General features: G+C 68.6%; 6 protein-coding genes. 4 read left to right on the top strand and 2 right to left on the bottom strand.

Annotated features, from left to right (window positions below):
• Nucleotides 1-50: 50 nt before the first annotated feature.
• Nucleotides 51-1,334 carry a M6 family metalloprotease domain-containing protein gene (locus G6045_RS38005; protein WP_165336807.1) on the bottom strand — a complete coding sequence of 428 codons (1,284 nt, stop codon included), beginning with the start codon at nt 1,332-1,334 and terminating at the stop codon, nt 51-53.
• A 410-nt stretch (nt 1,335-1,744) separates the two neighbouring features.
• Between G6045_RS38005 and G6045_RS38000 the strand changes: the two genes are divergently transcribed.
• Entirely contained in the window at nt 1,745-2,404 is a 660-nt protein-coding gene (locus G6045_RS38000; protein WP_408056416.1) for a TetR/AcrR family transcriptional regulator, read from the top strand.
• A 122-nt stretch (nt 2,405-2,526) separates the two neighbouring features.
• On the top strand, nt 2,527-4,050 hold the full coding sequence (locus G6045_RS37995) for an MFS transporter (protein ID WP_165336805.1): 1,524 nt from the start codon (nt 2,527-2,529) through the stop codon (nt 4,048-4,050).
• A 38-nt stretch (nt 4,051-4,088) separates the two neighbouring features.
• On the opposite strand, the gene G6045_RS37990 is transcribed toward G6045_RS37995, so the two are convergent.
• Nucleotides 4,089-4,592 carry a MarR family winged helix-turn-helix transcriptional regulator gene (locus tag G6045_RS37990; protein WP_165336804.1) on the bottom strand — a complete coding sequence of 168 codons (504 nt, stop codon included), beginning with the start codon at nt 4,590-4,592 and terminating at the stop codon, nt 4,089-4,091.
• A gap of 156 nt (nt 4,593-4,748) precedes the next feature.
• Here G6045_RS37990 and G6045_RS37985 point away from each other — a divergent pair, with 156 nt between their 5' ends.
• Complete coding sequence (locus G6045_RS37985) at nt 4,749-5,534, top strand: dioxygenase family protein (RefSeq protein WP_165336803.1); 786 nt, start codon at nt 4,749-4,751, stop codon at nt 5,532-5,534.
• 514 nt (nt 5,535-6,048) lie between these two features.
• Entirely contained in the window at nt 6,049-7,056 is a 1,008-nt protein-coding gene (locus G6045_RS37980; RefSeq protein ID WP_165336802.1) for a sigma-70 family RNA polymerase sigma factor, read from the top strand.
• Nucleotides 7,057-7,114: the final 58 nt, after the last annotated feature.

The following is a 7,114-nucleotide window of genomic DNA, read 5'->3' as shown; positions in this document are numbered from 1 at the left end:
TCGACCAGATACTCTCATTTCTTAAAACACACGACAGCTTATTTTTTTTTTCAAGCAGTAGACGGCATACGAGATGGAAGCGGGTCTCGTGGGCGCGGAGGTGTGTATAAGAGACAGCCATGCTCCCGGTCCACAAAGGTCTCCCCGGGCCCGTACGGCGCATCGGACAGCTCCGCATGCACATTGGGCCGCCGCGTACACCCCCCGGAATCCCGCGCCGAGTCGGCCACCGTCACCGGCCCCTGCCCCGTATCGACATCGGCATCCACCCGGTACACCAGCACACCGGGCTTGCACACCGCCTCATCGTTCCCACCCCGCGTACGCACCTCGAGCGCATACCCCGCCTGCTCACTGAGCGGAATGAACGTCAGCTTCGTACCGTCACTCTTCGCCCCCAGCGGACTCAGCAGATGCTCCGACACCCCGGACGCCGCCGCACACCGCACCTGGTTGTCCTCGAGCCACCCGAGCTTCCACTTGTGCCAGCCGAGCAGATCGTTGTTCGCCCCCCAGTCCTCGCTCATGATGTCCCAGTGCCCGACCGCCCCACCCCCGTCGGCGGTGTACAGATCCGGCAGCCCGAAGACATGCCCGTTCTCATGCGGCAGCACCCGGTAGCCGGTCTCGTCGTACGACCCCGACCCGTCGTCCTGCCGGCTGTAGACGAAGGACGCGTTGGAGACGGGCACACCATCGGCGATCGGCGCCTCGTGATTGCCCGCGAAGGTCACCGAAAGCACGGTGTCGAGCGCGGAAGGCCCCGCGTTCGGGGTGACGAGGACGTTCACGAGGTCGTACGAGCGGAAGTCCACGTCGGGGTCGGCGGTCCGCACGATGTCCTCGACCAGCGCCCGGTAGCCGGGATCGAACGGAGCGCCGCGCTCTATCCCGTACGCGGAGAATTTACGGGGCATCCGCAGCCAGTCCTTGACCGGTGCGTGCGGCTGGTAGTCGAGCCGCCCGTACGAACTGGTGCGGAACCACTTCTGGGTCTGCGGGAAGAACTCCCTGTACCGCTCGAGCGCCGTGCCCTCCCCGGGCGCGTCCGGGAAGTCGACCATCAGATTCAGTGCGCGGATGGTGCCCGTCGAACGGGAGTAGCCGGGCCCGGTGGGCACGCCCTCGGACATCTGGACACCCATCGAGCCCGTGATCATGCACGGACCAAGGGCGGTGGAGCGGGCCGCGGACACCGGCCCCGATGCGCTCGAGGGGTCGGCGAGAAGCTGTCCCGTACTGGCCGTCGCCGTCGCGGAGATGGCCAGCGCAGCGGCCGCGGCGAGCCAGCTGCTGCGGCGCGGCCTGCGTATCCAGCGAGGGGACAGCTGCATGCGAGGGCCCTTCCGGTCCGGCGGCACGGCAGCCGTGGAACCAGCCGCCGCACCGGCGGCGCGGCGGCCGTCGAGCACCACCACGCCAAGTCGTCACCCCGAGGGCCGGCCCCATGAGCGGGCCGCACCAGGCCGCAACGGAAGCCGCGTCCATGACGATCACCTTCTGCCGGGGGCGCGACACGCGCGCGCCGGGTGAGCCGATCGTGGGTTTCTCGCCCGGAACAGGTGTGAGCCAGGTCACAGGGGCGCGGGAAATAACCGGGGAGGGTCTCCCCGTTTAGACCTGTGTTCGCGCGAAACGGGGACTGACTCCCCGCATCGAGGCGAAGCGTCCCGTGGCCGGTTCAGGCGCCGGGGCGAAGGAGCCGGAAAATAGAAGTGGACAGATGTCCACTTCGGAGGGCAGGATGGTTATGGTCACCGCAGCAGCCGCTGAACGGTCGCGTCCCGTGCCGCGCCCCCGGGCCGACGCACTGCGCAACCGTGAGCGGATCGTGGCGGCGGCCAGGGAGATGTTCGTCGAGTTCGGACCCGAGGTCCCGTTCGACGAGATCGCCCGCAGGGCCGGCGTCGGCAACGCCACCCTGTACCGGCACTTCGCCGACCGCGCGGAGCTCATCCGCGAGGTCGTCTGCTCCGTCATGGACCGTGCGTCGGAGCAGGCGGAACGCGCCCTCGCCGAGGAGGGCGACGCGTTCGGGGCGCTGCGCCGCTTCGTGCACGCCGCCGCCGACGAACGGATCGGCGCTCTGTGCCCGATGCTCGCCGGTGACTTCGACAAGGAACACCCGGATCTCGACGAGGCCCGGGACCGTATCGAGTCTCTGGTCGAAGAGCTGATGGCCAGGGCCCGCACCGCAGGTCAACTGCGCACCGATGTCGCTGTCGGTGACCTGATGGTGGCCCTGTCCCAGCTCACCCGGCCCCTGCCAGGGTCGGGGTGTGTGAACTTCGACCAGTTCGTCCACCGCCACCTGCAGCTGTTCCTGGACGGCCTGCAGGCCCCGGCCCGATCCGAACTCCCGGGAACGGCGGCCACTTTGGAGGATCTCCGCCAAAGGGCCTGACCGTCCCTCACAAGCTTCAGCAGTAGCTCCTCAGCAGTAACTCCTCAGCAGTAACCCTTCACCGTCATCGCACGCTGTCGTGCGCGTGCGTTTTTTCAAGAAATATCGAGGTGGGTACCCCCATGTCCGAAACAGCTCTCAAGCCCGATACCGGGCTCGACCCGAAGCGATGGACGGCTCTCGTCTTCATCGCTCTCGCCCAGCTCATGGTCGTGCTCGACGCGACGATCGTGAACATCGCGCTGCCGACCGCCCAGACGGACCTGGGGATCTCCGACGGCAACCGTCAGTGGGTCATCACGGCCTACGCCCTGGCCTTCGGCGGCCTGCTGCTCTTCGGTGGCCGCATCGCCGACCTGTGGGGCCGCAAGCGCACCTTCGTCACCGGTCTGATCGGTTTCGCCGCCGCGTCCGCCGTCGGTGGCGCCGCGACCGGTGAGGCCATGATGCTGATCGCCCGCGCCGCGCAGGGTGCCTTCGGCGCGCTGCTCGCGCCGGCCGCGCTCTCGCTGCTCGCCGTGATGTTCACCGACGCCAAGGAGCGCGCCAAGGCCTTCGGCATCTACGGTGCGATCGCCGGTGGTGGTGGCGCCGTGGGTCTGATCCTCGGCGGTGTCCTCACCGAGTACCTGAACTGGCGCTGGACCTTCTTCGTCAACATCCCGTTCGCGATCGTCGCCGCCCTCGGCGCGTACTTCGTGATCCGTGAGCCGGCCGGCGGCCGCAACCGCTCGCCGCTCGACATCCCGGGTGTGCTCCTGTCGACGACCGGTCTGGTCGCGCTCGTCTACGGCTTCACGCGCGCCGAGTCCGAGGGCTGGTCCGACTCCGTGACCATCGGCATGTTCATCGCGTCCGCCGTGCTGCTCGCCGCGTTCGTGGCCGTCGAGGCCAAGGTCAAGCACCCGCTGCTCCCGCTGCGCGTCATCACCGACCGCAACCGCGGCGGTGTCTACCTGTCGCTCGGTCTCGCCGTCATCTCGATGTTCGGTCTGTTCCTGTTCCTGACCTACTACCTGCAGATCGTCAAGGGCTACAGCCCGGTCATGACCGGCTTCGCGTTCCTGCCGATGATCGTCGGCATGATCACGGGCTCGACCCAGATCGGCGCGCGTCTGATGACCCGCGTCCCGCCGCGCCTGCTCATGGGCCCGGGCTTCCTGGTCGCCGCGCTCGGCATGCTGCTCCTGACCCAGATGGAGATCGACTCCTCGTACCCGCTGCTGATCCTGCCGGCGCAGCTGCTGCTGGGTCTCGGCATGGGTACGGCGTTCATGCCGGCCATGTCGCTCGCCACCCTCGGTGTCGAGGCGCGGGACTCCGGTGTGGCCTCCGCGATGGTCAACACCTCGCAGCAGGTCGGCGGCGCCATCGGCACCGCGCTCCTGAACACCATCGCCGCCTCGGCCACGACCGCGTACCTCGTGGACAACGCGGCCGGCGCCACCAACCAGCAGCTGCTGCAGGCGCAGGCCATGGTCGAGGGCTACACCTCGGCGATCTGGTGGGCCGTCGGCATCCTGGTGGTCTCCGCGGCCATCGCGTTCACCTTCATCACCACCAAGGCGCCGGGCTCCACGCCGGTCGCCTCGGGTGGCGGTCAGGGTGCCGAGGACGAGATCGCGGTCCCGGTCATGGCGCACTGATCCACGTATCGCAGCAGTAGCCGGACTGCCCTGAGCGCTCAGCGCAACCAGGGCAGATCCGCACCCGCCTCGCACGGCTGAAGTCCCTCGGCGACGATCTTCATGATCTCGCCGAGGGATTTCTGCTGTTCGGGGGTGAGCCGGTCGAAGAGCGCCTGCCGTACGGCGGCGACATGGCCGGGCGCGGCCTCGGCGAGCACCTCGGCGCCCCGCTCGGTGAGGATCGCGTTCTGGCCGCGCTTGTCGGAGGGGCAGTCCTCGCGGCGGACCCAGCCGTTCTTCTCCAGGCGGGCGATCGCGTGCGAGAGCCGGGAGCGGGTGATCTTCGCCTGTCTGGCGAGCTCGGTCATCCGCAGCCGGCGGCGCGGGGCCTCGCCGAGCTGGACGAGCAGCGCGTAATAGAGGTGCGGCAGCTTGGCGTCACGCTGCAGCTGCCGGTCCAGGTGGTCGTCGAGGAGCATGGTGGCCTGCAGATACGTGCGCCAGATCTGCTGTTCCCCGTCGGTGAGCCAGCGGGGCTCGTCCTCGTGCATCGTCGCCATGTTTCCACTGTACGGAGCGGTTCCTTGAAGGTTGAAGGAAAGGGGGCAGGGGAGTACCTTCGAGGTAGTGCTTGAAGTTTCAAGTATAAGTGTCCGGCACGCGCTTCCGGCATGCGTTTCCCGTGTGCGAGTGGGTGCCCGAGCAAGGGAGCCGCCATGAACGCCGCCACCGCCGAGCGCATGCCCGCGCTCTACCTCTCGCACGGCGCCCCGCCGCTCGCCGACGACGCGCTGTGGCCCGGCCAGCTCGCGGCCTGGTCCGCGGAGCTGCCGCGCCCCAAGGCGATCCTCATGGTCTCCGCGCACTGGGAGGAGGCCCCGCTCGCGCTCGGCGCCACCGAGGCCGTGCCGCTCGTCTACGACTTCTGGGGTTTTCCCGAGCACTACTACCAGGTGCGGTACGAGGCTCCGGGCGCGCCTGAACTCGCCGAGTCCGTACGGAAGTTGCTGCGGGCGCCCGGTACGCCGGTGCAGGACATACCGGACCGCGGCCTCGACCACGGCGCGTACGTGCCGCTGGTCGAGATGTTCCCGGGCGCCGACATCCCGGTCCTGCAGATCTCCATGCCCACGCTCGACCCGCGCCGGCTCATGGACATCGGCCGCAAGCTCGCACCGCTGCGCGACGAGGGTGTGCTGATCGTCGGCAGCGGCTTCTTCACGCACAATCTGGCGGCGCTGCGGCAGGGCGGGATCCCTTCCTGGTCCGCGGAGTTCGACGCGTGGGGGCACGAGGCTCTGGACACGGGTGACGTGGACGCGCTGCTCGATTTCACGGTCAAGTCGCCGGCGGGGCAGCTGGCCCACCCGCGCACCGAGCACTTCGCGCCGCTGTTCGTGGCGATGGGGGCGGCGGACGCGGCCGGTGAGCTGAGGGCGCAGCGGTCGGTGATCGACGGGTTCTGGATGGGGCTCGCGAAGAGGTCGGTGCAGTTCGGCTAGGGGCCGCCGCGGTGCGTCGGGAGGGGTGGCTGCTCATGGGGCTCGCGGGAACTGTTGGCGCGTTCGGGCCGTTGGGCGATTGAAGCGGCTGTGGCTGTGTTGCGCGGGCCGGTTGAGGGAACCCGGGGAGCAGCCGGGCAACCAGGAAGCGGCCGGCGCCGTCTTCATCAGCGGGGAGGACGGGCCGCCGCAAGGGGTGGAGCAGGCAAAACGTGTGACGGCCGTCTCATTCCCCCGGCGTCTACGACGGCGCGCGAGGGGTACGGGACGGGTCCTTGCACCCGACCTGACCTGCACCTCCGCGACACCGACAAGGTGTCGGTCCGTATTGCGGCGGCACAGGGTACTGCAAGATCACGAAAAATGTTGGGCAGCTCGGGAATTCTGTCCGGATTCCAGTCGTTGTTTCCATCGGAAGCGGTAGCCAAGCGTTATTTGAAGTGTCATAGCAGGCCGCCGCCCCTGGAGTCCCGAAGACCACCAGCAGGCCCCACTCATCGCAAAGGGAGCACGCATGGCAACCCGTGCCGTCGCCCGTCGTAAGACCGCCAAGGGCGGATCCGACGCGGCAAGCAGTGTTCGCGTCGGAACCGGTGAAATCGCCGACCGCGACCTGGTCGGCATGTATCTGGACGAGATAGCCCGCACGCCGCTGCTCGACGCCGCCAAGGAGGTCGAGCTCTCGCAGATCATCGAGGCGGGTGTGTATGCCCAGCAGATCCTTGACGAGACGCTCGACGAGGCCACCGAGACCGGTAAGGACGCGAGCCGTGAAGAGCTCGAGGCCCTGGTCGCCGACAGTGAGCGCGCCAAGGACATCTTCATCCGCTCCAACCTCCGTCTGGTCGTCGCGGTCGCCCGTCGCTATCCGCGCTCGGGTCTGCCGCTGCTCGACCTGATCCAGGAGGGCAACGCGGGCCTGGTGCGCGCGGTCGAGAAGTTCGACTACCGCAAGGGCTTCAAGTTCTCCACGTATGCGACGTGGTGGATCCGGCAGGCCATCACCCGCTCCATCGCCGACCAGTCGCGCACGATCCGGCTGCCCGTCCACCTCGTCGAGGAGCTCGGCCGCATCCGCCGCGTCCAGCGCGAGTTCAACCGGGAGAACGGCCGCGACCCGGAGCACACCGAGATCGCCGCCGAGCTCGGCTCGACGCCGGAGCGCGTCGGCGACGTGCTCGACTGGGCGCGCGACCCGGTCTCCCTGAACATGTCGGTGGACGACAACGGTGACACCCAGTTCGGCGACCTGCTCGAGGACACCTCGGCGGTCTCGCCCGAGCAGTCGGTGCTCACGCTGCTCCGCAGCGAGGAGCTCGACGGTCTGATCGGCCGGCTCGACCAGCGCACCGCGTCGATCATCAAGATGCGGTACGGCATCGAGGACGGCCGCGAGCGCACCCTGACCGAGGTCGGCAAGGAGCACGGTCTGACCCGCGAGCGGATCCGTCAGATCGAGAAGCACGCCCTGCTCGAGCTGAAGCGGCTGGCCCGCGACACCGGCTTCGACGCGGCGGCGTAACCCCCGGCGGCAGCCCGCAGTCACTGCGGTGCCGCCGCGTCGAAGCCGGTGTCGCGGG

It is taken from the genome of Streptomyces mesophilus, from assembly GCF_011044995.1.
GTDB lineage: Bacteria > Actinomycetota > Actinomycetes > Streptomycetales > Streptomycetaceae > Streptomyces > Streptomyces mesophilus.
The sequence above is the reverse complement of the archived record's forward strand: the minus strand, read 5'-3'. Positions and strand labels throughout refer to the sequence as shown.